The organism is Mucilaginibacter metallidurans, assembly GCF_003286435.2.
GTDB lineage: Bacteria > Bacteroidota > Bacteroidia > Sphingobacteriales > Sphingobacteriaceae > Mucilaginibacter > Mucilaginibacter gossypii.
This window is the reverse complement of the sequence record NZ_CP043449.1, coordinates 764,495-791,011: the sequence shown is the minus strand read 5'-3', so window position 1 is coordinate 791,011 and position 26,517 is coordinate 764,495. Positions and strand designations below refer to the sequence as shown.

Below are 26,517 nucleotides of genomic sequence, written 5' to 3'. Positions count from 1 at the left end.
GATATTAAAACAAATAGAATAATTTTTAACGAATTTTGGTTTTTAAATGGATCAGCCCAAATCAATTAAAATTACTGACGAGAAAGTTGCCCTTGCAAAAGCCGAACACTTTTGTGCCTACCAGGAGCGCGCCCAGCAGGAAGTACGCGACAAACTTTACGAGTGGGGACTATGGCCTGACGCTGTTGAACGCATTATAAGCCAATTGATAGAGGGCAATTTCCTTAACGAGGAACGCTTTGCACGGATCTATGCTAAAAGTAAATTTAACCAAAAAGCCTGGGGACGTATTAAAATTAAACAAGGGCTTAAACTTAAACGAGTGCCTGACGTATTGATCAAAAAAGCTCTCCTTACTATTGACCCTGACGACTATTTGACTGCTTTGACCCACTTATTACAAAAAAAAGAAGCTACCCTAAACGAGAAGAACCAGCTGAAGCGCCGGTACAAGCTTCAGCAGTACGCCATTGGTCGCGGATTTGAAGCTGAGCTGATAGCTGATATTTTGAAAAACAGCAAGTTATAAACTATTTTAAAAAAAGTTAAAATTTTCCTTGCAGAGTATGCATTTCTGCCTATATTTGCACTCCCGCAAACGAGATAGGCAGCCGGTTAACGAAAGCCGGATCAAAGCGAGGAAAATAACAATGCGAAAGTAGCTCAGTTGGTAGAGCACGACCTTGCCAAGGTCGGGGTCGCGAGTTCGAATCTCGTCTTTCGCTCAAAGCCCTTCCTGATAAAAAGAAGGGTTTTATTTTTAAAACTTCCATCCCGATCAAATCGGGACAAGTGCTGCTCAGATGGTGGAACTGGTAGACACGCAGGACTTAAAATCCTGTTCCCGTAAACGGAGTGCGGGTTCGATTCCCGCTCTGAGTACAAAAGCACACTCAAAGTGCTTCAAAAAGCCCCAAAATCAATGATTTGGGGCTTTTTTTGTTTTAAACCCACTCAAAATTCGCAAATAAGGGATCAAGCATAATTCTTGTGGGGGAATAAAAAAAGTATTTGCTTTGTGGATATAAAACTCAACACGCGTCCACTTGTCATCAGCATACGAAACCCTCGTCCGTTTAATTTTACCAGAAGGCCTATTAGAATATTTTGAACTTATAGATGTCCGCTCATCAGAGAATGGGCAATTGAACATTTACCTTGAAGAAAAGAATCTTGCACCTTCTGGTTACGATAAATCACAGTTGGAGTCGAAAGGATTCTTACCAGAGACAGCAATTCAGGATTTTCCTATCCGGGGCCATAAAGTAGCCTTATGTATAAAAAGGCGCAGATGGGAAGTAAAGGCCAGTGGTGAGATCATCACAAGAGATTGGGATTTGGTAAGAAAAGGGGCGCGAATGACAACGGAATTCGGCACTTTTTTAAAAGGAATATTTGGATAATTACCCGATCAGCAGCCATTTATTAGGCCGGTTATACCAGGTAGACGGCAAGCAGCTCGGGCAGCAATACAAAGACCACCTAAGTGATTTCCACAGCTGGGATCAAAAAGAGCATGCAGAGGACTGGATGCTGTTTGCAGATAACATAGGCCCTTATCTGAGTATAGATGAAACCGCGTTAAGCAACGGGGAGCTCTATACCATCGTGACTAACAAACAGGCCAAAGGGAATAAAAAAGCCATAGTGGCGATGATCAAAGGCACCGGGTCTGAGCGGATCATAGCTGCGCTGGAGAAAATACCCTTAAGGTCAAGGAATAAGGTAAAGGAAGTAACGATGGACATGGCGGCTAATATGATCAAAGCTATCCGCAGGTGTTTTAATTATGCTGTGCGTGTGGTAGATAGGTTCCATGTACAGAAGCTGGCTTATGATGCTGTACAGGAAGCAAGAATAAAGTATCGCTGGGAAGCTCTTGATGCGGAAAGTGAGCTGATTGAACAGGCCCGGAAAAACAAACAACCCTATCAGCCCGAAGTATTTAGTAATGGCGATACTTTAAAACAATTACTGGCCCGAAGCCGCTACTTATTGTTCAAACACCGCTCGAAATGGACGCTATCACAAAAGGAAAGGGCAGACCTGCTTTTTTCGATGTATCCGGAATTGCTCAAAGCCTATAATCTTGCCATCGGCTTAGGTAAGATATTTACAACCTGTAAAACCAAAGTGATAGCCTTTAAAAAACTGGCTATCTGGTATAATGATGTGGAAACGGCAAATATTGACGCTTTTAAAACTGTAGCCAGATCTGTTCATCAACATTATGAATCTATCTTAAACTTCTTCGACAACAGAAGTACAAACGCATCTGCAGAATCTTTCAATGCGAAGGTGAAAGCTTTCAGGGCAACTTTAAGAGGAGTCAGAGACACTTCCTTTTTTCTATTCAGACTCGCTAAAGTCTGACAGATCTGTTCCACCTCCTATGTAGACATTGGGGCCGGCAGTAGCGGCGGCAGCGACAGCGGGTTTTCCGGCATTAGCCCCGGCGATGCTTCCCCCGCAGCAGGAGGTTTCGGCCCTGCGCCCGCCCCCGAGGTTTCCAACCTTCCCGGTGAAAGCAAAAACGGAATCAACCCCAAAGACTTTATGAAATGTTTTCAAAACATACCCGACAACGGCGCAACCATGAAAATCACCATCTACGTCCAGGAACCCTGGCCCGGCACCACCTTCAACGTAGGCCCAAACAGCGTCGGCCATACCGCCATCGGCCTGACGAAAACCAACGGCGGCACCAGCATCACCCAGACCGTCGGCTTTTACCCCGACGCCACCGGCTTCGATAAAATGCATGCCCCATCCAAACTCGTCGACAATGGCGGCGACCTGGAATACAATGTCAGCATCACCTACCAGGTCACCGCAGAAAACTTCAACAGGATCGTCAATTACATCAGTAACCCGCCCGCCACCTACGACATCACTGAATTCAACTGCACCAGTTTTGTTAACAGTGCCTGCCTGGCCGGTAACGTCATTATCCCCAACCCCTTTGCTTATTCATCCCTGTACCCCGCCCACCCGGTACCCGCCCCCGCAGCGCTCGGCAGCAGTATCGCGCAACAAAAAGGCGATCCGAATGTCAATACAACGGGGAGTAACACGCCATTCAGTAAAGGGCCATGTAATTAAATAATGAATTGAAATGAAAAAAACATTAATTATCATCGTTGCGATCTTATTAATAAGCAATCTACCAATCTTCAATTTCTTCGTTCAAGAAAACTATCAATACCAAAATTTTGATTCTTCGTTTACTTATTCAGAAGAGTCTGGAAAAGGAAAATCTTTTATAGGATGCATAAGGACTTATGGGCATTTTCTTTGCGAACATCCCGAAAAAGACAAAGGCGACAACTGGCTGTACCGCACGTTTGCGATCAAGCCCTGGCGCTTTTGGGAATGGTCGCAAATGTTGTTCAGTGAACGCTATCGCCTGCCTTATAAAGAAAAAACGAACAAATAGCCTAAAAAATAGCTGTTTCACCCGGTTTTACACAAAGGATAATAGACGTATCTTCCCTCTCCGACAGGTACTATTTAATGAGGAAAGAGAAGACGACGCAATTTTTGAGGCCAGTATCGCATATTCCAATACGCCGGGCGGCTGACCGGAGTGCCGGTGCTGGCTGGTGATGCCGCTTACTGCGCTTCGCCGGCCACGGTTCAGGCCGGGCGTTGTCCATACCGTGTGCGGCCGCAACTGGCCGCGGCTTTACAGAAACAAAGCGCCGTTAATCAGGTCGCCTTCACACCCTATGAATACCTGCCCCATATTGAAAAAGTACGGGCGATGGGAAAGCAAAGTCAAACTTTTAGCTAAGTTCCCGCGAGATATGGAAAACGCAGCGGGGAAGCAAAATTGTTCTGACTTATTTACTAAGTATCATTCTTTCCGGTCAAGAAGCCGCCTGTGATAATTGACCTGCCCGAGGTGATAGCTGAGGTGCGTAGCGAGGTGAACAAGAAAATACCCGGTCGTTTGTTTACCACCGTTTATTTCCTGCGGGTATTCGCTTTGCATTTGAGCATCAGTGACAAGCGGTAGTGTTGCCTCGATAACGGCAATCGTTTGCTCAATCTTACGAACAAGTTCGGTTCTGGGTATATATTTCAATGAAAACTCTTCCGGTCGGTTACGGACGTAGCCGGAGTCGCCGAGAATTGCGCCGATATACGTATTGAGGTTGCCAACCAGATGCAGGCACAGGTTGCCCGCTGAATTCAGAATGCTGCCGTCTATAAGCCAGATATTGGCTTCATCCCTGTAAAGTTCCAGTTCTTCTTTCAGTTTATTCAGGTCGCGGCATAAGAGCGATAGCAAAATATCGGTAAGCATATTTTTTGTTTTTTTTACAAGGTAGCGATAGCAACCGGTATCAACAAGCGGGATTGCAGCTTATCGGGTTCTCTGGCGTATGAAGTGGTGATCGGGGGATGCGATGCATGATCTGTCATTCTATCACTCCATATAGTGATTATCTCAAGCGGTAGAGTCGATTATCCACAATTACTCAATCCATAAAAAAAAGTTGCCAATAAAATTGACAACTTGCCTAAAATAGCACTCAAACCCGTCGTCCCCACGAACCAATTTATAGATGACCTGAAGAGGTTTGTGGCCTTATTTGATGATTGAGGCCGATTTCAAATATCTAAGCCGTTTTTGATCGAACCGAAAGTAAGTATTGTATATGAACGGGTCACTGAAAATTTGGATATAACAATATGTTGTTCCACATATTGTTATAGGTTATATAACCACATAGTTGAGATATCAAATTATTTTTTCGATGATTAACGAAAATGACTGATGTTGCTGCCTCCGATTATCAAAATTCAAAAATATTCCTCTTAAACTTAATGATTTAAGTAAAGAGATATTCTCTATAAATATACTGATCAATCCCCTCAGGTTGATTCAATTACCCCGTGCTATAAAACCCGGGACACCGGTTTTCACTACGGCATTGAAGCGTTGTCGGGTTTGAATGTTGTTGATCTCATTAAACGCATCTTCGGGCAGCGGCGATATGTCAAAATTCTCCTTTGCCCGGGCCTCAGTTCTTGGTGTGGTAAGCACGGCTGTGCCACGTTGCAGCGCCCATGCCAACAGCACTTGCGCCGGCGTTTTACCAATGCGTGCAGCAACCGCCAAAACAGCAGGGTCTTCAAGCGGCCCCGGTTTTATCCCGTGGCCTAAAGGAGCAAAAGCTAAAAATACAATGCCCCTCTCCTTACAATACTCGAGCAGCTCGTTCTCTGGCAAATACGGATGTGACTCTATCTGCACCGCAGCCGGCTTGATTCTTGCCGATTCATAAAGAGGCTTCAGCTCGGCCAGTGTAACGTCTGATAATCCAATGGCGTGGCATTTGCCGCTATCTACAAGTCTTTCCATCGCCCCCCAGGTATCGAGCAGGGATGTTTGATCATCATAAATTACATTGCCGTTTTCATCCCGCGGGTCCTGGTCATCTCCCGGTTGAAATGCAAACGGCGTATGAATAAGATAAAGATCCAGGTAATTGAGCCGCAACCTTTCCAAGCTCCCTTCAAACGCTGCCTCCACACGATTGGGCCGATGATTGGTGTTCCACAATTTAGTGGTAACAAAAATATCTTCACGTACTAAACCTTCGGCGGCGAGTCCTTCCTGTAAGGCTTTACCAACCTCACGCTCATTTCGGTAACGTTCGGCACAATCAAAATGCCGGAACCCGGCTTTCAGCGCATTTCTTGTAGCAATTATGGTTTCAGCAGCGTCGGGGATCAGGGTACCAAACCCAAGGACGGGCATACCGAGTGGATTATTTGTTGCTTTCATTTTTATAATATATTTATTGTAGTTTACATTAAGCTACCCGGTTAACTGTGTTTGTGTAAAACATCCCAGCCATCGGGCAACCTTGTTATATATTATCAAATCCGCAATACAAAGTAAGGCAGAAAATCAGATATAACTATTTGAATTTCAGAATATTTTTAAGCCACTTCCTATATACATCTCCGCAGGTCCATCAGCGGATCAAATGATTAAAGGAAACTGCCTTAACAATTAAAATAAATATTAAACCGAAAGGGTATTTCACTTTCCGTATATGGGCAATCGTAGTATAAAAGCTATTTAATCAGCTCTCTTTAACAAGGCTAACAGACGCAAGCGGCAACTCTTTAGCAAGCGCTATGTTATTATTTCTTTTAAAGCCGTAGTTTTCAAAAAAGGCCAGAAAAGGATCAAACTCATACTCATTTATCCATATTGCCTGTTGCCGTGCCGTGAGGGAAAGGCATTTTTCAAACAATGATTTAATAACGGCATCGTCACTAAATTCTTTCAACACATTAAAATCGGCTATACGGGCCAGGGTTTTCCCATCGAACATTGGAGGCTGTGTTCCTTTAGAGGTCACTCTGGCATAACCGGCAGGCTGGCCTTCCAGGTAAATAATCAGATATTGATTGGACAAGCTATTTAGTTCAATCATCAATACATCCGGATTAAAGTTGGCGCTGATATATTCATCTAATTGCTGATCAGAAATTTTGCCTGCAAACTTTTGTCGGGCTGTTGCAGCAGCAACAAAAGCAAGCGCATCAATCCCCTGTTTATTTCCAATAACGAATTTTGTTTCAATTTTCATAGTTTTCAATTTTACTTTATGGCCTATCCCCCACTGCCTTTTCTGACTGCAAAGTTGAACACGTTTTACTTTTGGGGGGGTATCAGAAAAGCCAACAATTTTATGATTCCGGCCATCCTTCGTTTCTTACTTTAAGATGATATTTAAACACTTCGTGGCATCTGGCATCCATCCGAAGATACCGGCAAAGGCATAAACATCATGGTATTTTTACCTGCTTCTGTGGTATTTTTATCTGTCGCGTTTTATATAAAATTTGACCGGATTAATAACTCCTTTAGGGAAAAACTAACTTAATTTTGAAAGGTTCAATATTGATATAAGCCAATGGTTCCACTATTACCTGATCTTATTGCAAATAATCTCACCGTTGTTTTTTGCGGGATCAACCCCGGTTTGAAGTCTGCATGGAACGGTCATCATTTCTCGGGCAGAAGTAATCGTTTCTGGAAAGTATTGCACCAGGCGGGCTTTACACCACATGAGATAAAGCCACTCAATGATGCCACAATTCTCGATTTCGGCTACGGGCTTACCACTGCTGTAGAAAGGGCGACCGTGCGCGCCGACGAGCTTTCTAAACACGAGTTTGCAGACGCGATTGAGGCATTCAGAACTAAAATGAGCATTTATCAGCCAAAATATATCGCCTTTTTAGGTAAGCCAGCCTACATAGCCTTTTCGGGTAAAAAGCAGGTTTTATGGGGCGGCCAGCCCGAAGACTTTTGCGCAGCAAAAGTATGGGTATTGCCTAATCCGAGCGGTTTAAACAGGGGCTTTACACTTAATGACCTTATTATTCATTACAGAGAATTATATGGGGCAATTTCAAACCCTGCGATAATTAAAGACTCAAGGTAGTAACAACAAAAGGCCTTAGTTTGTTAAGACTATTTTTAATAGGTATTTTTACTTTACAAAAAACCGGGTTGCTGAATAAAGAACAAACCAAACAAACTTGCTGTATGAAAGTCATATCGGTAAATGTAGGCCAGCCGCAGGAGGTTCCGTGGCGGGGGCAAATGGTTAGAACTTCGGTATTTAAAACCCCCGTTACCGGTCGTATCCGCGCAAGAAAGCTCAATTTAGATGGCGATGCCCAGGCCGACCTAAAAGGTCACGGCGGAGAACACCGGGCGGTTATGGTTTACCAGACGGAAGCTTATCAGTATTGGAGCGATACCCTAAAACGTGACGACTTTATTTACGGTCAATTTGGCGAAAACTTCACCGTTGAGGGCATGGCCGATAACGAAGTTTGCATCGGTGATCGCTTTAAGATCGGTTCGGCAATTTTTGAGGTTACGCAACCAAGGGTCACCTGCTGGCGGGTTGGCATAAGTACCGGCGTGCCCGAAATGCCTGCCTTACTGGTTTCGCACAGACGGCCCGGCTTTTATTTCCGGGTGATACAGGAAGGCGATGTTGCCGCCGGCAATGAGATAGAAAAGATTGCCGATGGCGATGAACAAATGACCATTGCAGAGGTTGACGGGCTGCTTTACCTCAAAGATCATCCGGCGGAAAAATTACAAAAAGCATTGAAAATTGCTGCCCTCAGCGACGGATGGAAAGGCTCATTACAAAACTTACTCGATGCAGCCCTGCAAGGTATTACCAAAGGAAACGCCGGGTTAAACGGCACCAAAGCCCTTCCGGCCTGGGCCGGTTTCCGGCCGTTCTTTGTGCAGCGGGTAAACATGGAAAGCAATGGTGTGCGCTCCTTCCAGCTTATCCCCTCCGACGGAAGTCCCGTTCCCCAATTTTTACCCGGTCAGCATATCGCTGTAAAAATAAATACTGCAAATAATGCCCCTCCGCTGGTACGGATGTATTCGCTTTGCGGCTCCCCAAATGGCCCAGGTTTGCGTATCGCCGTAAAACTGGAACCTGATGGCGCCGGCGGTATTTATATGCATGAGCATGTGAAAGAAGGAAATATCCTTGAGATTAGTGCGCCGCGCGGCACTTTTACTTTAGCCGATAATAAACAACATCCATTGGTGCTGTTGAGCGCCGGTGTAGGCGTAACGCCGCTTTTAAGTATGCTATACGAGGTGGCAAACCACAAGCCCAATCGCGAAGTTTGGTGGATCCACTCCTGTCGTAACAAAACGTATGAATCATTCAGAGAAGAAATAAAGTTACTTGGGCAGAAATTACCGGCATTTCATCGTGTAATTGTATACAGTTCTCCGGATGCAGAGGATTTAAACAATATCGATTATGACATTAAAGGCCACCTTGATTTAGCGGCATTACAGGCCTTGAATTTCCCTGTTGATAGTGAATGCTATTTGTGCGGACCACCAAAATATCTTCGTAGTATCACCTCAGCACTAAGAGATATCGGCATAAGCGAAACCAATATTAAATCAGAATTATTTGGAAGCACGCCCGAAACAAGCGGCTCGGGAAAAGCACCGCACCTTCCCTCAGAAAATACCGGTCAGGGCCCGCTGATCACGTTCAGCAAAAGCAAGATAGCTTTTAACTGGAGCCCGCGGTTTAACAATTTACTGGAAGCCGTTGAAGCCTGCGATATTCCGGTGAATTGGTCATGCCGGATGGGTGTATGCCATCTTTGTGAAACAGGTATCATAGACGGACAGGTTAACTACTCACCCGATCCCCTCGATCCTCCGGCAGAGGGAAACGTATTACTCTGCTGCTCAGTTCCGAAAGGGCCGGTAGACCTTGATCTATGATCAGACCAGGCTATTGGGCATTGATAAATGCTCTGAGGGCCGTGTTTTGGTAACCTGGTAAAATGTATTGCTAAAAGACGAAAGACTTTGATAGCCGCATAAGAAAGCGATATCAGCCAAAGAGTGTTCATTGCCGATAATAAGCCTAAATGCCTTAGCCATTCTTAATAGTTTAAGGTATTGCAGAAAGGAAACACTTAATGTTGACTGAAAAAACCTTGACAAGGTCCGTTCACTAACGCCAAACTTTGAGCTGATGCTTTGCAAAGTATGGCTTTCGGAAAGGTTATCTTCCAGGTAAGCCAATATTTTCAGCATCCGTTCATTTTCGGTAAACGGCAAAGCAACCGCAAGCGACTGATTACTTAATTGAGGCAGTATATTTTTTATACTCTGCAAAAATACAAACCGCTCATCATCGGGCAAAACATGCCCGTTCCACTGCCCGGTGAATTTGATCATCTGAAAAAGCAGGTCGTTCACCGGGTATATACCAACCTTATTATAGAACTGGCTTTGTGAATCGCCACGGGTATGAAAAAACAGTGTCCGGCATTGGGTAGCGGGATTGCCTATGGTAAACGTATGTTCAACACCAGCCGGGATCCAAAAATAATGCCTTGCAGGTATCACAAACAGCTTTTCCCTGAACCTTATATATCCCAATCCCCCTTCAACATAAGTCAGCTGGCTTTTGCTATGTTTATGAAAAGGGATAAACTTCTCGCACTTTTCATGCATCACAAATATCGAATCGTCACAATACTCTATCTCTTCAAGAGACGCTATCGTACTCATTTTGTTTAACTTTTGGACTCCGAAGCCTAACCCCAATAGTTATCAGAGCCTATTTTCAAATCGACAACAAAAGAATGATCCGCCCCCAACATTGCGGGGGCAGATACATTCAGATCAAAACAACAATAAAACATCAATCACACTCAGTGGTATTTTCTTTAACAGCTTTAGCAAGTGTTTATATTACTTAAGCCTGATCTCGCTCAAACTACAGCCCTGCGGCACCATAGGGAAAACATTGTTTTCTTTTGTAACCATCACCTCGAGTAGGAATGGGCCGCTGGTGTTCATCATCTCGCTTAAGGCGCCGGGTAATTTGTCACGGTCAGATACCCATTTACCTTTAATACGGTACGAAGCAGCCAATGCCACAAAATCCGGGTTTTCGAGGTCGGAGAATGAATACCTGCTTTCGCTGAACAGCTCCTGCCACTGGCGTATCATACCTAAAAACCTGTTATTTAAAATGATGATCTTAACATCGATCTTATTTTGCATAATTGTTCCCAACTCCTGTAAGGTCATCTGGAACCCTCCATCACCGGCTATAGCAACAACCGTTCTTTCTGGTGCGCCATATTTTGCGCCGATAGCGGCCGGTAAGGCAAATCCCATCGTGCCCAGCCCCCCACTGGTTACATTACTGCGGCTTTTACCCACCCTTGCGTATCGGCATACCACCATTTGGTTTTGCCCTACATCCGAAACAATAACCGCCTCGCCCTTCGTAAGCTCATTAAGGTGGCGTATAACCTCACCCATGGTAATATCTACCCTAGCTGGATGCAGTTCGGGGTTGATAACGATATCGAGCTCTTCTTTATATCGTTTTTGAAACTCCGCCAACCAATAAGTATGCTGTTTTTTATCAATTAATGCTGTAAGCATGGGCAAAGTTTCTTTGCAATCGCCCCATACCGGTACAGTAGCTTTTACGTTTTTGCCGATCTCTGCCGGGTCGATATCAAGATGGATCACCCTGGCCTGTTTGGCATATTTGTCCAACCGGCCTGTAACCCTGTCATCAAAACGCATCCCAACAGCTATCAGCAAATCACACTCATTGGTTAATACGTTGGGCGCATAGTTTCCATGCATGCCAAGCATGCCAACGTTAAGCGGATGATCGGCAGGAATTGCGCCGATACCCAAAATTGTCCAGGCGGCCGGAATACCCGACTTTTCAATAAACACTTTAAATTCTTCTTCGGCACCGCCTAAAATCACCCCCTGCCCCCAAAGTATCATTGGCTTTTTTGCTTCATTAATGAGTGCAGCGGCCTGTTCAATATATTCGGGCCGAACTTTCGGCTTTGGCCTGTAGCTGCGGATATGATCGCACCTGGTATAACCCTTATAATTAAATAGCTGTAATTGCGCGTTCTTGGTGATATCTATCAAAACCGGCCCGGGCCTACCGCTGCGGGCAATATAAAAAGCCTTTGCCAATACACCCGGAATTTCTTCTGCATCCGTTATCTGATAGCTCCATTTGGTTATGGGGCTGGCCATATTAATGATATCTGTTTCCTGGAATGCATCCGTCCCCAAAAGATGTGCGTAAACCTGCCCTGTAATACAAACCACGGGAGTACTATCAATCATGGCATCAGCAATGCCTGTTATCATATTGGTAGCTCCCGGCCCACTTGTGGCAAGCGCCACCCCTACTTTTCCTGACGTACGGGCATATCCCTGTGCTGCATGAATTGCACCCTGCTCGTGACGCACCAATATATGTTCGAGCTTTTCATTGTAATAATATAATGCATCATAGATAGCTATATTAGCCCCTCCGGGTACACCGAAAAAAGTATCTACTCCTTCGGCAACCAATGCTTCCAATATGGCAACTGATCCGGAGATCTCCTTTGCTTCATCTCTCGAAATGGCTGTTACTTGTTGTTGTTGTTGTTGTGCAGTTTCCATGCTGTATTAATTTTTTTTAGTTTGCACTATTTAAGTTGTAGTATCGGGAACGAGCACCCATCGATCACCAGGTCATCTTCGTTTGCATCTGGCAAATGTTTGAAATAACCGGGATTACAAATTTAGATCGCTCATTCCGGTATCTTTTTTCAGACATAGCCAAAGTTTTGATCATTCCGGCCATTGCATACATTTTACAGATTTCTGAAAGGTGCTATTACCCGTCTGTTCCAGTGAGTATATGTTTTGCCAATTGCAGGGATTACCAGCAGCACTATCGCAAGACCAATTGTTATTGCTCCAAAAACCATAAACATTGCCCTGTTTGTTAAAAGCTGACTTTGCTGATTGAGATTTTGCCAAATAGCTGCGTTAGCTAAACCGGAAGCCTGATCGGGCGCAAAACCCTTTGAGAGATAAAGCGTACGATAGTTATTCAAACGCGCAATTGTGTTCTGATTATCAGAAGTCAGGTAGCCAAGAAAGCCCTCTTTAAAATATTGATTGAAATACAATTGCAGGTTATAGAAGCCGGCAAATGAATTTAACGTAGCTGTAAAACGCGTGCAGGCTGCTATCACCAAACCTGTAGTGCCCGTGTAGGCCGGAGCCGACGAAAGCACAAATATCATAATAGGCACAAACAATAGCCCCGAAGCAGCCCCCTGCACAAATACCGGCAAAAGCAGATCCGTAAATGCCAGGTCGGGCGTTAATAAAAAACTCATCCATACATTAAACGTCCCCATCAAAGCAAACCCAATTATCAGAAGCACGTTTATCGTTATTTTTTGGGCAAGCATGAGGCGTACTGCAAAAATCAGCAAACTAACCATCCCGGTTATGTTACACATAGCAAGTATCATTACCTGTAATGCGCTCCACTTAAGCACTCCGCCTGCATAGCCGTAAATAAGGTTTATACTATCCTTACAACCGTAGTAAATGGCAAGCAAACAAACGCCCGTCACAAAATTTCGGGATTTAAACATATGGAGATGGAGATGGATCACCGGCCTTTTACGCAGATGCTGCCTGTATAAAAACATTGCAGAACCCAAAACCGCGGCCAAAGCTCCGTACCTGATCCTGGCATCGTCAAACCAGTAATATTTTGATCCGTAAATAATGGTATAAGCCAGGGATAGCGCGCTGAAAGCAAATATGACCATGCCCGCCCAATCAATTTGATATAGCGGATAACGTTTATGCACCGATGTGCGCTTAAGCATCAGCAAGGTAAAAAGCAGTGTTACCATTTGAAATGCTATCAGGTAATAATAAGTCAGCTTCCAATCTGCTGATTCTACTACCACGCCCCCAACAAAACCTATCAGTACAGTATTGCTGAGCAATGTGCCGTAAAACACAGCCGGTGCAATGGTTTGTACCCGTTCTGACGGTAAACGGGAAAATATCAGCAACAATCCAAACACAATGGTATTGCCTGTTGCTATCCCCTGGAAAAACCTGATAAAAAGGAACAGATCAACATCGCGGCAACTTAAACAAATCAAATTCAACACTATAGACAGCATGATGTTGAACAACAAATAGCTCCTGGTTTGGAAATATTTAAAAAACCTAAACTGCACCGGAATTACCGTAATGATGCCGGCATAGGTACACATTACAGCAAACTGGATATCTTCGGGCTGCGCACCCAGATAACCAACCACATAATTTTGGGTAAGTACAAACATTCCCAGTTGTACCAGGGCAGACAACAGGATCATAAACAATGCTATACGTACCCCCCAGTGCCAGCCTGTTACCCAATCTTTAAAGTATATCGATTTCATGATCAGGACCTTTTTTTAACTGCTACGGTTACGTTCATACCGGGCACCACATTAGCAGATTGCTCATCGGCAAATTCAATTTTTACGGGCACGCGTTGAATGATCTTAACAAAGTTTCCGGTTGAATTATCCGGTGGCAGCAACGAAAAGCGCGAACCAGTGGAACCGGCAATAGCCAGGATCTTTCCTTTAAATACCTTGTCATTTATAGCATCTACCCTAATTTCAACGGGTTGTCCTATGTACATACCGGCCACCTGTGTCTCTTTATAATTAGCTGTGATCCATTTTTCTTTTTCGTTAATGATACTTACCAATGGTTGCCCTGATGCGATTTGCTGTCCTTCCAAAATATTTTTACGCCCAAGCCGGCCGGTGTATGGCGCACGAACTACGGTATAAGACAGATTGAGCCGGGCCAGCTCCAGCGCGGCCCGTTTTCGTTTTACATCTGCCTGCAATACTCCAAAATGTGTTTTCAGTTCGGCTATCCGTGCCTCATTTGTTTTCAGGCCATTTATGGCAGCACTGTAGTCACTTTCGGCAACATCGTAATGTGCTTTTACCAGTTCGAGATCGGCGCCGGTTGCAGCTTCATCCTTTACGAGGTTGGTATAACGCCTGATATCCTGTTGCTGCTGTACAAATTTGGCTTGCGCACCTTTAATCTGATCCCGGTTAATGTAGGTACCGGTTTTGGCCGAACGAATCCCCGCTTCAAGCACTGTTAGCTGCGCGTGCGCATCATCCATGGCAGCCTCTGCAGCCTCCAACTGTGCGCGGTATTCCCGATCATCCAGCGTAAGCAATGTGTCACCCCGTTTGACCAATTGATGTTCGTTAAAGTAAACATGCTGAATATACCCGCCTGCACGTGCCGAAACGGGGTTAATGTATGACTCGACCTGGGCATCATTGGTTTCTTCGTAGTGTTCACTGTATCTCAGGTACCGGAAAAAATATACTGCCCCGGTGATTAATAACACCACAGCAACAACCGAAATGACAATATTGCCGGGGTGCGTTTTATGATTTTCTTTTTTCATTTTTTGATGTGTTGATTATAAGCTTCCGCTGGTATACAGGATGTGATAATAAATGGCAAGTGCATCCGTTTGCGCCTTTACCAAATTAAACCGTGACTCCTGGTACAGGTTATCGGCATCCAGCAGGTCGGTCAATAAAGCAAGTTGATTTAAATATTTTGTGTTCACGATCCGGTAATTCACCTGGGCCTGTTCAACAGAGTGTTCATTGACCGAGATCCGGTTTAGCGCCTCAGCATATTTTACGTAGTATGACTTTACCTCCGTATTCACATTATCTTTATAGGCTTCCTGCTCTACTTCCAGCTCTTTCACCTTAAGTTTACCTGCCGCTACCTTACTTTTATTATGGTATAATGATGAAATGCTATACTGCGCTCTCAGCCCTACAAACCCGAGGGCATATGCCTGGTTAACCGGTGGAAAGACCAGAAAATTGGGATAATTGATGCCATAGGCGCTATAAAAGTTTAAACTTGGCATATTGCTACTTTGCACAGCTTTTAATTTGGCTTTTTGAGTTTCAATATTTTCGGTAGCTTTTTGTACGCTGTAAGAGGACACTGAAGCGGCCTCAACAAATGGCAAAAGCGTGCCAACGCCGGGCTTTGGCATCCCTGCAGAATCAGCCGGCGAGATCTGCACCGAATCAGGCATATTGATCAAGATATCCAGCCTTTGATTGGCGATGGAGATATCGTTTTCATTCTGTTGGAGCGAAAGCTGAACGTTTGCGAGGGTAACCTCTGCCCGCAAAACATCGCTCCTGGTTACTTTTTGATTTTTATAAAGTGCATTGATATTGCTGAGCCGGGTTTGTGCTCTTTTCAACTGATCAAGGATAAATCTTTTAAGATCATTAAGCTTCACCATATCAAGGTATTGCACCGCGGTTTGCAAAGCAACATTTCCAGATCTATCCCGCGAATTCAACTTTGCTTCATTTACATGTGACGACTGTTCCTTTTGCAAAGCCCTGAGCCTTCCGCCGCTGTAAATGTTAAAAGATGCGTCGACGCCCAGGTTAGCAGCATTGGGGGTTGGCGGAGTGGATATAGTTGTAGCATGGCTAAGCCCTTCAGAAAAGAGGGTTAGGTTAGAGAACCGTTGGTACGAACCGCCAAGGTTAATAGTGGGTAATGCAGCGGTGAACGCATCTTTACGTTCCTCCAATGCTTCGCTCTCCTGGATACCGGCAGCCTGTACCCATTTATTCTGGCTTTTGGCCATTTGGACAGCTTCAGCAAGTGTAAGCTTATAACCCGAATTGCGTTTCTGGGCTGCCGCCAGTATCGGATTCAGGATAAAAACAGTTAACACAAAAACGAAAACTACCAGGCCATATTTTCTTGAAATTGTCATAATTCAAACTCCTCTTAAAGTTTTGATAAGACAAATTTCCCTTTAAAGCATGGATTAAAGTAGGCTATACTGCCTCAATATTCGTCGAAATAGCTCATATAGATATTAAAGAAGCAATAAAGGTCAATCGAATTTCTGCCGGTATTCAACCGGTGACATTTTGGTAGCGGACCGGAAAAACTTTCCGAAAACAGATTGATCAGAAAAATTAAGTATTTCGCTTATTTGCGATACAGAGAGTGATTTGTTTTGCAACAGGACTTTGGCCTCAAGAATAATAGCGTCATCTATCCATTTTCCGGCAGATTTGCCTGTTTGTTTCTTTATGGCCGCTGAAAGGGATTTTGGTGTTAAATGAAGATGATCTGCATAAAACTCAAGCCGATGTTCCTGTTTGTAGTTTTTGCTTAGCAAGTGCCTGAATTTTGCAAACAGAGGGTGAGATTTTACAGATGATGAGGTTTTAGACAGGTGTTGCCAGTGATAAGCATCAACCTCGTAAATAAGGGCGAAAATATAACTCCGGACAATTTCGGCCTGGTTATAACCGGGCCCGGATTGTGTTAGCTGAATTAACTCATAGATTTTTTTGAATTTGTCAACACCATGTTCATCCAGCGATAAAACATGCAGGTCGTTGTTTTCAAAAAAATCGTATTTATTCAGAAAAAAAAGGTCGGCATGCCTTTCTAACAAAAAGGAATCTTTAAAAAAAATGACATCCATTTTCAGGAAGTCACTGCTTTTGGTAAAATACCGGATAACGGACGCTCCTAAGGTAATAATTGAGGGTGCCTGTACCTCCCATGATGCAAGACCGGCATTCAATTTTACGCCACCCTCTTTTATGTAAACTATCGCATTACTTTCGGCCCGGTAAGGCTCTTCATGATACGGGCTATTGCCGGAACTCACAAAAAGATAATCTTTATAACTATCGGGCACAGCAAAGAGCCTGCTGTGCCTTGAAAGCGAAAAGGTTTTAACATCGTTCATCTATGCAAAGTTAGCAGAGAAGTACAGTTTTTCAGGTATGCCTTTTATTTTTAAAACGGATTGTTTAATCCACAACAAGTCCTCATTGTTTCTTTAACTTGTCTTAAACGCAGGTTATAAAACTTAAAAATATAATTTCCGATATAGAAAATCACTTGGAGTAAAGTTGACCGATCCCGAATTTTAAACCTTTGTAACATCCAGAAAAAACCATTTATCCAAAAAAAAAATTAAATAGCCTCACTTCTTTTTTAGCAGTAATGGTTAATTTGTACCGGTGCAACATTCCGTCCACGGTCTGCTGGTAAGCCTCATTTTAAACACTATCCAACGGTTATACTTGCTGCAAAATTGATCCATTTACACAACCAGCTTGGGTTATAGGTAAAATAGCAGCCTCCCCGATTTAAAAAAGCGGACACTTTATGGAAGGCTTTACATTTTTACAGAAACTCCCCGCTTCAAATTGCCGCGCCTGCGAGGCCGCCAATAATGCTGCCGGTAAACTGTCCCATAAGCTTCCTGCTTTAAAAACCATGCCCGTCAGGCTTGTGGCCAGTATCCAGGATTGTCCCGATAATGGCTGAGATTTTCGATGAGTTCCGTAAGGGCATCACTATCCAGTTTGGTTTTTCCCTCCGGGAAATAGGTAAACAGTTTTCCTGGTACACCAACTACAATACAGCCCATGTTATCAGGATTATTCTTATCGGGTGCAGCCCGCTTTTCTTCCTGGCCGAACAATTCGTTATTGATCAAAATGCCGCTTTGCTTATAAATGTCATAGGTACGTGTGATGATCGCATGGCCATCTAAGTGCGCCTGGGTGACGGGTATGATGAGCATTGGCTGGAACCCAATAGTTAGTAAAATTGGTACCATATAACGAAAACAGCTACGTCAAATACAATTTCAAATACAAGCGAGTGAAAGGAAGTATTCAACCAAACTTTTCAAAGACTGACTGGAAATCAATGATCGGAAACGACCACCGGCTTTTGCTGCGCAGCGCCAGCTTTACGCTTTTTGATCGTTAGGATCACCAGCGGTATACAAAACGCGTTCATCAAAGCCAGCAACAAAAAAGCGTCCATATAACTCAATAAGAAGGTTTGCCGATCCACCGTATTTTCCAGTCCGCCGATCGCTTGCTGCATCGCCCGCAAATAAGTCGCACCATGCGCCATTAAATTTTCCACAAAGCCCTGCAGCCGCATTTGCGTCGCCGGATCAGCAGCGGTAACATGTGCGACCAGTGCCGTCCGGTTAACCGCAGCCCGATTGGCGATATAGGTATTGATCAGCGCAATACCGAATGAGCCACCCATCTGACGCATCATATTGTTAAGTGCTGCCCCCTGCGGGATGTCTTGCGGCTTCAATTCGGACACTGCCAAAGCGGTTAACGGTACGATAAGCAAGGCTGCACCCAGCCCCCGGAATATAAGCGGGATAAAAAAGTATGCGCTTCCGGTGGACAGGTTCGATTTTGACATAAAAAATCCAAAAATAGCCGAAAACAAAAATCCTGTGATGATCAGATACTGCGGTCGTAAACCGCTTTGAAGCATACGCCCCAAAAACGGCGAGATCATAGCTGCCATCAGTGTACCGGGCAATAACATCGTGCCCGTCTGGAACGCCGAATAACCGATAATACGCTGCGCATATAGCGGGAACACGAAAACCGCGCTGAACAGACCAAAGCCCAGAACGAAAGTCATCACTGCGGAGATCGACAGCGTGGCACTTTTAAGCACCCGGAAATTGATTACCGGATATGCTGTGGTTAACTCCCACCAAACTAAAAGTATCAAAGCGATCGCCGACATCATGCTGAGCACGACGATATATGTTGCCGCGAACCAGTCATCAGTTTCACCGCGTTCTAAAACGACCTGCAAAGCACCCACGCCAACGGCCAGCAAAAAGATGCCGCGCCAATCGATGCGCCGACCATCTACAGCACCTTTGGTCGGACGTAAATATATAAATGAAAGTAAGGCGGCCATCAGGCCAATTGGAATATTCACATAGAAGATCCACTGCCAGCTCAAATTGTCTACAATATAACCACCCATAACAGGGCCTATAGAGGGGCCGATAATAATGCCCAGACTGAAAATTCCGCTTGCCATACCACGCTCTTTCGGCGGGAAAGTCTCAAACAAAATGGCCTGGGAGGTTGACAATAAGGCCCCGCCTCCAACCCCCTGGATAAAACGAAAGGCCACTAATTCCCATAGGTTCGTGGAAAAGCCGCACATTGCCGAGGCCAGCGTAAATAATAAAATAGAACCAACATAGTATTGCTTCCGTCCTATTTTCTCTGCCAAAAAACTGGTCATGGGAATAATGATCACATTTGCGATGGCATAAGAAGTAATAACCCAGGCCGTATCTTCCAATGAAGCACCCAGGTTGCCACTCATCGTATTAATCGATACGTTAACGATGGTGGTGTCGATAAGTTCTATGATAGTCGAGGTGATGATCGTAATAACGATGATCCATTTTCTGAATCCGGTTTCCATGCCGCAAAATTAATCCGGACTATCGAACGGCGACTTATAACTATCAAACAACAAATTATAACTATCAAACACCAATGGCGTTTTTAATCATTTATCTGTCATTTTGATTTATAATATTCAAATAGGAATTATCTTTGACTCATGGAACCGATCGAAACCCTCGCTGATTTCTACCGCCGGCACCCGGTTGGCGATAAAACCGAATTTCCGGAAAACAATACCGGCCAGGGGCATTTTAATGTTTTTCTGCGGGAGCCGTGTTTAAACCGCTCACCTTTTGGCCGACGCGATTTTTACAAGGTAGCGCTGGTTATCGGCAAGGGCAAAATGATCTACGCGGATAAGCAGGTTGTCATCGACCGCCAGGCCTTGGTGTTCTCGAGCCCGGCAGTGCCCTCAGCCTGGGAATCAGGCGGTGGTCCGCAAAGCGGATACTTTTGCCTATTTACGCAGGCCTTTATCGAATCTGTCGATTACAAGGGGCGCTTACCGGAGTTTCCGCTATTCCAGGCAGATAAGGGGCATGTGTTGGAACTTGACCAGCCCCAATTAGCGCTGGTCTCCGGCCTGTTGAACCGTATGCTTGCCGTAATGGCTTCCGATTACCGGGCTAAATATGATATGCTGCGCAGTTATCTGCGCATACTCATGCACGAATCACTCAACATGCTTCCGGTTGTTCCGGTAGACAGCCATGCTGGGGCCGCGGCGCGTATCACCGCACAGTTCCTGTCCTTACTGGAGCGGCAGTTTCCCATCGATTCGCCCGGACAGTCGATGACCTTACGCAGCCCGGCAGCGTTTGCCCAGGGGCTGGCTGTTCATACCAATCATTTGAACCGTTCAGTTAAAATGATCACCGGGCGCACCACCAGCCGCGTGATCTCAGACCGTATGATCAAAGAAGCCCAGGCGCTGCTACAGCATACCGATTGGAGCATTGCACAAATTGCCGGTGGACTTGGTTTCGAAGAACCAGCATACTTTACCAATTTCTTTAAAAAATACACCGGAACAGCGCCTGCACGCACCCGGGTTTCCGCCTGACAACAAATAGGAGCGAACCTTTCATCGTATAACGCTTTATTAATGGCGTAGATTCCGCACCAAACAGGTTCTTCAAGTTTTTAAAAGAAAGCTGCAATAGCTTCTGGATAAACTCGTCCCGATATAATCCTTCCTGAATGCCCTGGCGTATATTTTCTTTCATCAGTGGATGGCAAAAGTTCTAACTTTCACCGCGATATAGAGACAAACGTTGCTGCGAAGAAAATTATTGAAAACACCAATGATTTTAAGATAAAAACTTAATTTTCTCAAACAGTGAAAAGCCAATATTTTTGATACAATAAAGAAATACCGGTAACTACTTTAAACGCTCATCGCGGTTGATCTGGCGTTTATTTGGACTTACCCACCGGTACTATCTTATATGCTTCAATCTAAAAGTAAATTTAGTTTTGCCCCCTTTGTTCACTGAAAGTCTATGGCATTTACTCAAATTTTAGTTTGAGACTCTTATGCATCATTCATGCCATCAAGCATCGCATTCCACCAAGTGGTTGGACGCCTCGCGAGTATGCCTTTAACTCGAGCCATTAAGTTTTCTGACTCACCGAGCAATATCTTGATCTTGCGGCCGATCACCCGCGCACAGACAAGTTGTAAGTAATCCTTCTCATTGGCGTCGTACATATCCATGGTATCGAAGTGTTCATCATAGATACTCCCGTCATACAGGTCGAAATAAACCCTGATGATATGCTCAATGTCCGTAATGTCTTTTGTCCTTTGCGGGCGGTCATCATTGGAGACCAGTTTTAGGAGTATGATACCTTCCATACTGCATACTTTAACAGAAAGATCCTCACTCACCACCATATCTTCCACATTGGGATAGATCTCCTTGAATCCTGGCATATTTAAAACGAACAGCGGATCGGTTAACCGGACGTTCCGGTTCTCCTGCTCAATGCCGCCGAACGGCAGCAGGTCCACTTCGATAGCATTTTTATAATACAGTTTGATGTTCTCCGTCGGATGCTGTGAAAAGTGCCCGGTTTCTTCCAGCCTGTTTGAGTTGTTTGAATTGTACATCATCATTGACCAGTATGGCCAGGTCTACATCATTGGTCTTTCTGAGCGCAATGGAGTTTGCATCGGCGCTCAGATGGATATCCCTGGCCACCGCGCCGACCACATAATAGTCGATTTCCAAAGCAGCAAAGACCGGCACCATGTCTTTTAACATTTCTACAATCGAGGGTTTCTTCCAGCCTGTTTGAGTTGTTTGAATTGTACATCATCATTGACCAGTATGGCCAGGTCTACATCATTGGTCTTTCTGAGCGCAATGGAGTTTGCTTCGGCGCTCAGATGGATATCCCTGGCCACCGCGCCGACCACATAATAGTCGATTTCCAAAGCAGCAAAGACCGGCACCATGTCTTTTAACATTTCTACAATCGAGGGGTGTAGTAATGGCTCAGTCAAGGTATTGCGTTTTAATTCGTTCAGCGGCTTCATGGTTTCGGCTGTCATAGGCGGCGAGCAGGTCGGCATAGGCCAGTAGCGGTGGAACGACTCCTTCCGCTCCCTGGTCATTTTCTTTATCCTGCCAGAACTGTTCGACCATTTCGACATTGCCGTTCGGATCTGGTACCAGCCGGAGTTTTTTCATCAGTTCCAGCCGGTTGCCGGCTATATAAAGGGTGAATTTCTCAGGCTGCAGATAGTTCGTTAGCAGCGCAGCTGCGTTCTCACCTCCCCACTTGAACCCTTTGGTCGGAATGCTGCGCCAGTCTTTTTGATTTGCCGGGTTCATAAACCTGAAGTTGTTTACCCATTCTTTAGGGCGGAGGTTGGTTTGATAGGCATCCGCCCAGCGCTGGATCAATTTTTGTTTGTTTTCAATAAATACACCTGTTCTTTGGTCGATTACTCCATTTTTCAAAAATCCTTCTTTTTGAAGTTCTTCGAAATAGCCGCCTACATTGCCCAGGGCGATACCGGCCTCCTCTGCGATCCTCCGATAAGGACCGTAAAGTAATTTTGGATGACGAAGAAGGTCAAACAGGAATTTCAACCCTGCTGCTTTCCAGAGCTTTCCTTCAGCAGGTAGCCTGGCAGGGGTTACTTGCTGGTCATTAATAAATAGGAACAGGTCATCTGTATGAACAAAACAATTGCCCGCTGCCTCCAGATAGTTGATCTGGAGATCCTTGAGCTCTTTTTTTAAAGGCATGGGGATATATTGGCAGATCAGCAGGAACGGCTCATTGGCCGCCTGGTGCTGGTTGCGGATAGCAGGCAGCCGGTTAGCGCGGAGTTCATTTTTGATCTCCACGATAAATCGTTGCTTTTTTTTCCCCACCACCAGATCGACCATACCGTCGTACTCCAATCCTTCCTTCTGATATTCACTCCGGACTGGATGGACGTCTATTCCAGTTAATTCATTCAAGCTTTCCGTAGCTTTATAAAGTATTTGCTTTTCCTTAGTTTTCATATAATTCAGTTGTTCATGAAACATGAACACAAAAATTTACTGAACGGATTTAAGATCCACAAGACAGTTTGTTCATTTTTTTTCAATGTTCATGTTTCATGAACAATTCATTACAATGGACAGTGATGTTTTAAGTTCAACTTGCGCGCCGGATCGAGCCCACTGGCGTTATGCTTCGCTGGCAGCAAAGATCAAACGTTATTAATAGAACTTTGTCAAATCACAGGAACTGACTTTGAAGAAGTTTTCGATCACCTTTTAATTCGAACAAAACGGCTTGTTGATAGTCGCGACTTTAATTTATATCGTTGGTATTGACAAATAATATCGCATCAAAGGGGTATAATACTGAGGAAGCACTATCAACAACAGATAACTATTTATTATCTGTACAGCGCGGTATCGGCATAAACTATTATCTCATTTCCGGCGATATGATTTCTATAGATCATATGCTATCAAAAGTGTCTTGAATGATGAGAGGCATGGGAATGATGCGAATGATGAGAAGCATGTGACGCATGATTAATCATGACGATCGGGACTTGCCGGTCTTTAAAATTCAGTTTTAAAATGGGCATGGTTTTCGTCTTTTCCCGACTACAGACAGTCGGGAACCTGAAAAAACCAAACACTGGGTGTGTTTAAGGCTTCTCATACTAATTAGGTTTAATAATTAAATATATAATAAACTATTAAGACAAAAAAATGATATATGAAATAATAGAGAAATGTTATTGGCAGCTTATTCAAAAACCTAAATCGTTAACTTTTATTCTAACCCCTCTTATCGTTAACTCAAGTTTTGAACGGTCGAACCAGCCTATGCAACAAATACGAATGTATTTGCAACATAAGCGAATGTCAGGTTGGGTAAAATACCTTTCTTTTGATAGATACCTTAGTCATAAAGCATCAGCATGAAAAAACTCTGTCAATTCAGCATTTTTACTACCGTGTTATTTGCGGTTTTATCATTTACTGCTGACAGTAATCCCCTCGTCGGCAAATGGGAATATTCCAGCACACAACCCGGTGGCCCGTTTAAGTTGCTGGCCATTTTCAGGGCCAACGGCACTTTTGACGGATTTATCAACAAAAAAGAATTCGTGAGCGGTACCTATCGTATGAAGCAGGATACGCTTTACATTTCCGACCCTACCTGTAACGCCCGGTATGAAGGCATTTACAAGGTTGAATTTTTTAGCAGGCGTGATTCGCTTAAATTCCATGTTGTACAGGATACCTGTAAAGGCCGCAGGGAAGGGACAGACGGGTTCCTGTTCAAAAATGTAAGTAAAGTTAAATAGCAATTTCAGGGATGAAAAAGTTAGGCATCACTTTATTCATGCTCGGTAGCATCCTGGCCTTTTCTCAAAGCGCCTTTAGAAATACAGAAATGCTAACCGCTGCAACATTGGGCCGGAAACTATTTTTTGACCCGATATTGTCCCGCACCAGAAAGATCAGCTGCGCATCCTGCCATAAAGAAGAGTTTGCGTTTTCCGATACCTCTGCAGTCAGCTTAGGGGTACACAACCGGAAAGGCCAGCGTAACACGCCCTCGGCGATGAACATGAGCCTGCAAGTTGCGTTCTTTTGGGATGGACGTGCTACTACACTCGAACAACAGGCGCTGATCCCTCTACAAAATCCTATTGAAATGGACATGCCCATAACTACAGCGATAGGGCGACTCCAAAACAATACATCGTACAGTGCAGCTTTTCAAACTGTTTTCCATGAGGCGCCCAACGCAGCTAATTTAGCCAAAGCCCTAGCTGCATTTGAAAGAACGTTAGAGACAAGAGAGTCGCCGTTTGATGACTGGCGCCTGAATGACAATGAAGCTGCGGTCAGCGAATCGGCCAAAAGGGGCTTTGCGATTTTCAATTCCAAGGGGCGTTGTATCCAGTGCCATTTCGGGCCCGACTTCAATGATGTCGAATTTCGCTCCATCGGGCTCTATGATGGCAAAATGTTAAGGGACAGCGGCCGTGCCGGTGTCACCAAAAAGGAAAATGACCTGGGGAGGTTCAAGATCGGTGCTTTACGGAATATCGCCATTACATCCCCCTATATGCATAACGGGATGTTCAGGACTTTGCGCCAGGTGATTGATTATTATAATGATCCGGATAAAATAGTATCCCATCCCATTAACCGCGACACCCTGCTCAATACTCCAATGAGCCTGACTGAACAGGAAAAAACCGACCTGGAGAGTTTCCTGGTTTCACTAACCGATAAACGTTTCGCAGGGCGGTTGAAAAAACTGCGGCATTTTACAAATTAATATCTACACCATATGAAAACATCATTGCTATTGAAATCATTCACCGCTTGTCTTTCCTTCGTTTTTGTGATGGTCTTGAGTGTTGCGTCGATGGCGCAGGCGGATAAACAGACCGACACTATGGACAAACTGCTTGACTATTCCAGGCCGGGGCAGGCGCACGCAGCATTGGGAAAGCTTGCGGGTACGTGGTCATTTCAGGATGCCAGACTGGCTTTTGTTAAGGGCACACTTGTGCGCAAGCCCATTTATAACGGCCGGTTTTACAGTGTTGAAATGACCGGGGGAAAACTGCCGGTGCCGGTTGCTGACGGACAAATGAAAGAAGAATTTTACCAGAGCATACAAATCGAGGGTTTTGATAATCCCAAAATGAAATATGTCACCACATCGATCAATAATCATATTGGCAGTGACATTCAAATGCAAAGCGGCAATTTTGATTCTGCAAAGCAAGTATTCACTTATGAATGGGATGATGAGCTTATCCCCGGACAAATCCAAAAAAACCGTCGTATTTTGACGATTAATGATGCCAGTCATTATACCGAAGTATTCTATGAACTGCGCAATAATGAATTTGTCAAAGTCAGGGAACTGGATTTTACGCGGAAATGAGCACCAGCAGCTGATATATTTATCAGAAGCCCGGGCCGGAGCAGCCTGCATCGGGACGGGTTGTTAATCGTCGCCAAAGGTGTCCACCGTATTATTTAACATACGCGTCCAGCCATACGCCGGGATCTCTTTCGTTGCGGCACGCATTCGTAAAGAAAAATTAAAGCGGATTATGGATATTGGGTTATGGACTAATTTTATACCGCAAAAAACGCAAGTCGTTCTAAAATAAATAATGCCTGCAGAGTCGTATCTATCACGACCTATAGGCTTCAGGATTAATTATATCGCTCATAAGTATTATTG

27 protein-coding genes and 2 tRNA genes are annotated in these 26,517 nt (G+C 44.4%); 13 read left to right on the top strand and 16 right to left on the bottom strand.

Annotated features, from left to right (window positions below):
- The first annotated feature begins 46 nt into the window (after nt 1–46).
- The 5 genes from DIU38_RS03490 to DIU38_RS03470 all read left to right on the top strand — a co-directional run bounded on the left by DIU38_RS03490 (nt 47) and on the right by DIU38_RS03470 (nt 2,373).
- Nucleotides 47–529: a regulatory protein RecX gene (locus DIU38_RS03490; RefSeq protein WP_112654511.1), complete on the top strand. Its 483-nt coding sequence runs from the start codon at nt 47–49 to the stop codon at nt 527–529.
- Between the two features lie 123 nt (nt 530–652).
- Nucleotides 653–725, top strand: a tRNA-Gly gene (locus DIU38_RS03485).
- A gap of 72 nt (nt 726–797) precedes the next feature.
- Nucleotides 798–882 (top strand) — tRNA-Leu (locus DIU38_RS03480).
- A 164-nt stretch (nt 883–1,046) separates the two neighbouring features.
- Nucleotides 1,047–1,403, top strand: a complete 357-nt coding sequence (locus DIU38_RS03475; protein WP_112654510.1) for an ISAon1 family transposase N-terminal region protein — start codon at nt 1,047–1,049, stop codon at nt 1,401–1,403.
- Entirely contained in the window at nt 1,396–2,373 is a 978-nt protein-coding gene (locus DIU38_RS03470; protein WP_112654509.1) for an ISAon1 family transposase, read from the top strand. The genes DIU38_RS03475 and DIU38_RS03470 overlap by 8 nt, the downstream gene beginning before the upstream one ends.
- Here the strand turns inward: DIU38_RS03470 and DIU38_RS03465 are convergent.
- Nucleotides 2,350–2,763: a hypothetical protein gene (locus DIU38_RS03465; protein WP_112654508.1), complete on the bottom strand. Its 414-nt coding sequence runs from the start codon at nt 2,761–2,763 to the stop codon at nt 2,350–2,352. The two genes, DIU38_RS03470 and DIU38_RS03465, sit on opposite strands and share 24 nt — an antisense overlap.
- Here DIU38_RS03465 and DIU38_RS03460 point away from each other — a divergent pair.
- Both DIU38_RS03460 and DIU38_RS03455 read left to right on the top strand, forming a co-directional pair.
- Entirely contained in the window at nt 2,758–3,102 is a 345-nt protein-coding gene (locus tag DIU38_RS03460) for a hypothetical protein (protein WP_112654507.1), read from the top strand. The two genes, DIU38_RS03465 and DIU38_RS03460, sit on opposite strands and share 6 nt — an antisense overlap.
- 13 nt (nt 3,103–3,115) lie before the next feature.
- Nucleotides 3,116–3,436 (top strand): hypothetical protein, encoded by a 321-nt coding sequence (locus DIU38_RS03455; protein ID WP_112654506.1) that lies wholly within the window; start codon nt 3,116–3,118, stop codon nt 3,434–3,436.
- 420 nt (nt 3,437–3,856) lie between these two features.
- On the opposite strand, the gene DIU38_RS03450 is transcribed toward DIU38_RS03455, so the two are convergent.
- The 3 genes from DIU38_RS03450 to DIU38_RS03440 all read right to left on the bottom strand — a co-directional run bounded on the left by DIU38_RS03450 (nt 3,857) and on the right by DIU38_RS03440 (nt 6,614).
- Entirely contained in the window at nt 3,857–4,309 is a 453-nt protein-coding gene (locus DIU38_RS03450; protein WP_112654504.1) for a DinB family protein, read from the bottom strand.
- A gap of 582 nt (nt 4,310–4,891) precedes the next feature.
- A complete protein-coding gene (locus DIU38_RS03445) occupies nt 4,892–5,797 on the bottom strand; it encodes an aldo/keto reductase (protein WP_112654503.1) in 906 nt (301 codons plus the stop codon).
- Between the two features lie 304 nt (nt 5,798–6,101).
- Nucleotides 6,102–6,614 carry an N-acetyltransferase gene (locus tag DIU38_RS03440; RefSeq protein ID WP_112654502.1) on the bottom strand — a complete coding sequence of 171 codons (513 nt, stop codon included), beginning with the start codon at nt 6,612–6,614 and terminating at the stop codon, nt 6,102–6,104.
- A 327-nt stretch (nt 6,615–6,941) separates the two neighbouring features.
- Here DIU38_RS03440 and mug point away from each other — a divergent pair, with 327 nt between their 5' ends.
- Nucleotides 6,942–7,475 carry a G/U mismatch-specific DNA glycosylase gene (gene mug / locus DIU38_RS03435; RefSeq protein ID WP_112654501.1) on the top strand — a complete coding sequence of 178 codons (534 nt, stop codon included), beginning with the start codon at nt 6,942–6,944 and terminating at the stop codon, nt 7,473–7,475.
- A gap of 104 nt (nt 7,476–7,579) precedes the next feature.
- Nucleotides 7,580–9,322: an MOSC and FAD-binding oxidoreductase domain-containing protein gene (locus DIU38_RS03430; protein ID WP_112654535.1), complete on the top strand. Its 1,743-nt coding sequence runs from the start codon at nt 7,580–7,582 to the stop codon at nt 9,320–9,322.
- On the opposite strand, the gene DIU38_RS03425 is transcribed toward DIU38_RS03430, so the two are convergent.
- The 8 genes from DIU38_RS03425 to DIU38_RS03390 form a co-directional block, all read right to left on the bottom strand.
- Nucleotides 9,323–10,120, bottom strand: a complete 798-nt coding sequence (locus tag DIU38_RS03425) for an AraC family transcriptional regulator (RefSeq protein WP_112654500.1) — start codon at nt 10,118–10,120, stop codon at nt 9,323–9,325. It lies immediately after the preceding gene.
- 183 nt (nt 10,121–10,303) lie between these two features.
- A complete protein-coding gene (gene ilvB, locus DIU38_RS03420; RefSeq protein ID WP_112654499.1) occupies nt 10,304–12,049 on the bottom strand; it encodes a biosynthetic-type acetolactate synthase large subunit in 1,746 nt (581 codons plus the stop codon).
- Nucleotides 12,050–12,243: 194 nt separating this feature from the next.
- Entirely contained in the window at nt 12,244–13,851 is a 1,608-nt protein-coding gene (locus DIU38_RS03415) for an MFS transporter (protein WP_112654498.1), read from the bottom strand.
- 2 nt (nt 13,852–13,853) lie between these two features.
- On the bottom strand, nt 13,854–14,897 hold the full coding sequence (locus tag DIU38_RS03410; protein ID WP_112654497.1) for an HlyD family secretion protein: 1,044 nt from the start codon (nt 14,895–14,897) through the stop codon (nt 13,854–13,856).
- A gap of 15 nt (nt 14,898–14,912) precedes the next feature.
- Nucleotides 14,913–16,259: a TolC family protein gene (locus DIU38_RS03405; RefSeq protein WP_112654496.1), complete on the bottom strand. Its 1,347-nt coding sequence runs from the start codon at nt 16,257–16,259 to the stop codon at nt 14,913–14,915.
- Between the two features lie 123 nt (nt 16,260–16,382).
- A complete protein-coding gene (locus tag DIU38_RS03400) occupies nt 16,383–17,255 on the bottom strand; it encodes a helix-turn-helix domain-containing protein (RefSeq protein WP_112654495.1) in 873 nt (290 codons plus the stop codon).
- Between the two features lie 543 nt (nt 17,256–17,798).
- Nucleotides 17,799–18,137, bottom strand: a complete 339-nt coding sequence (locus tag DIU38_RS03395; RefSeq protein WP_146750327.1) for a hypothetical protein — start codon at nt 18,135–18,137, stop codon at nt 17,799–17,801.
- Between the two features lie 89 nt (nt 18,138–18,226).
- On the bottom strand, nt 18,227–19,789 hold the full coding sequence (locus DIU38_RS03390; RefSeq protein ID WP_112654493.1) for a DHA2 family efflux MFS transporter permease subunit: 1,563 nt from the start codon (nt 19,787–19,789) through the stop codon (nt 18,227–18,229).
- Nucleotides 19,790–19,930: 141 nt separating this feature from the next.
- Here DIU38_RS03390 and DIU38_RS03385 point away from each other — a divergent pair, with 141 nt between their 5' ends.
- The gene (locus tag DIU38_RS03385) at nt 19,931–20,836 is read left to right on the top strand and encodes a helix-turn-helix domain-containing protein (protein ID WP_112654492.1); all 906 of its coding nucleotides are present in this window, start codon (nt 19,931–19,933) and stop codon (nt 20,834–20,836) included.
- Between the two features lie 471 nt (nt 20,837–21,307).
- On the opposite strand, the gene DIU38_RS03380 is transcribed toward DIU38_RS03385, so the two are convergent.
- The 4 genes from DIU38_RS03380 to DIU38_RS03365 are packed head-to-tail and all read right to left on the bottom strand — an operon-like array spanning nt 21,308 to nt 23,297.
- Nucleotides 21,308–21,892, bottom strand: coding sequence for a hypothetical protein (locus DIU38_RS03380; RefSeq protein WP_167516068.1), 585 nt, complete (start codon nt 21,890–21,892; stop codon nt 21,308–21,310).
- Nucleotides 21,801–22,040 carry a hypothetical protein gene (locus tag DIU38_RS03375; protein WP_149354019.1) on the bottom strand — a complete coding sequence of 80 codons (240 nt, stop codon included), beginning with the start codon at nt 22,038–22,040 and terminating at the stop codon, nt 21,801–21,803. The genes DIU38_RS03380 and DIU38_RS03375 overlap by 92 nt, the downstream gene beginning before the upstream one ends.
- A 2-nt stretch (nt 22,041–22,042) precedes the next feature.
- Nucleotides 22,043–22,315 (bottom strand): hypothetical protein, encoded by a 273-nt coding sequence (locus DIU38_RS03370; protein WP_149354018.1) that lies wholly within the window; start codon nt 22,313–22,315, stop codon nt 22,043–22,045.
- Nucleotides 22,275–23,297 (bottom strand): type IV toxin-antitoxin system AbiEi family antitoxin, encoded by a 1,023-nt coding sequence (locus DIU38_RS03365; protein ID WP_167516067.1) that lies wholly within the window; start codon nt 23,295–23,297, stop codon nt 22,275–22,277. The genes DIU38_RS03370 and DIU38_RS03365 overlap by 41 nt, the downstream gene beginning before the upstream one ends.
- A 920-nt stretch (nt 23,298–24,217) precedes the next feature.
- Between DIU38_RS03365 and DIU38_RS03360 the strand changes: the two genes are divergently transcribed.
- Genes DIU38_RS03360 through DIU38_RS03350 form a run of 3 tightly spaced genes read left to right on the top strand, consistent with a single transcriptional unit; the run spans nt 24,218 to nt 26,211 of the window.
- The gene (locus DIU38_RS03360) at nt 24,218–24,607 is read left to right on the top strand and encodes a hypothetical protein (protein ID WP_112658374.1); all 390 of its coding nucleotides are present in this window, start codon (nt 24,218–24,220) and stop codon (nt 24,605–24,607) included.
- An 11-nt stretch (nt 24,608–24,618) separates the two neighbouring features.
- Nucleotides 24,619–25,593: a cytochrome-c peroxidase gene (locus tag DIU38_RS03355; RefSeq protein ID WP_112658372.1), complete on the top strand. Its 975-nt coding sequence runs from the start codon at nt 24,619–24,621 to the stop codon at nt 25,591–25,593.
- Nucleotides 25,594–25,605: 12 nt separating this feature from the next.
- Nucleotides 25,606–26,211: a DUF1579 family protein gene (locus DIU38_RS03350; protein WP_112658370.1), complete on the top strand. Its 606-nt coding sequence runs from the start codon at nt 25,606–25,608 to the stop codon at nt 26,209–26,211.
- The last annotated feature ends 306 nt before the right edge of the window (nt 26,212–26,517 follow it).